Annotated in this window: 2 pseudogenes; both read left to right on the top strand. The window is 72.4% G+C overall.

The features are described 5' to 3' along the window. Positions 1-227, top strand: a pseudogene (locus ABD194_RS18855) (hypothetical protein); the annotation flags it as partial. A 5-nt stretch (positions 228-232) separates the two neighbouring features. Then, a pseudogene (locus ABD194_RS18860) lies at positions 233-635 on the top strand (hypothetical protein); the annotation flags it as partial.

Here is a 635-nt window from a genome sequence, read left to right on the forward strand (position 1 = left end):
ACGTCGTCCTGGACCTGCCACGCGTGCGGGCCCTCGGCGACATCGTCTCCATTGGCTTCGGACTCGTCGCCCTGGTCCGGATCTGGCAGGTCTTCCCGCTCGACGTCGTCGGCACCGGCTGGGAGGTCGTGGCACGCGTCCTGCTCGTGCTCGGCTTCGTCGGCGGCGGCGTCGGGATCCTCGAGGCCCTCAACCGGTTCGCCCGCGGCCGCTTCCCAAGGATGTGATCTGCGTGACCACCACCACCTACGCCCCGGCCGAGCGGCGCCACCCCGCCGGCCGGCACCTCGCCGCCCTCATCATCGGGTGCCTGCTCATCCTCCCCGGCCTCGGGCTGCTCCTCGGCGGAGCGGGCCTGGCCATCGGGTATGCCGTCGCGCGCGACTCCGCGGGCTACCTGTCCATGACCCTGCCCGTGGTCTCCAGCTCGACGCCCGCCGTCACGTTCGGCAACGCCGTCGTCGAGACGGGGCCCAACGCGCCCTCCTGGGTGCTCGACCGCCTCGACGTCGAGGCCCGCGTCACCGCCCAGCCGCTCGAGACGGGTGGCAAGGCGCTCTTCCTCGGCATCGCCCCGACGACCCAGGTGAACGCATACCTCCGCGGGATCGCCCACGACCAGGTCATCGCCGTCA

Source organism: Terrabacter terrae (assembly GCF_039529575.1).
Classification (GTDB): domain Bacteria; phylum Actinomycetota; class Actinomycetes; order Actinomycetales; family Dermatophilaceae; genus Terrabacter; species Terrabacter terrae.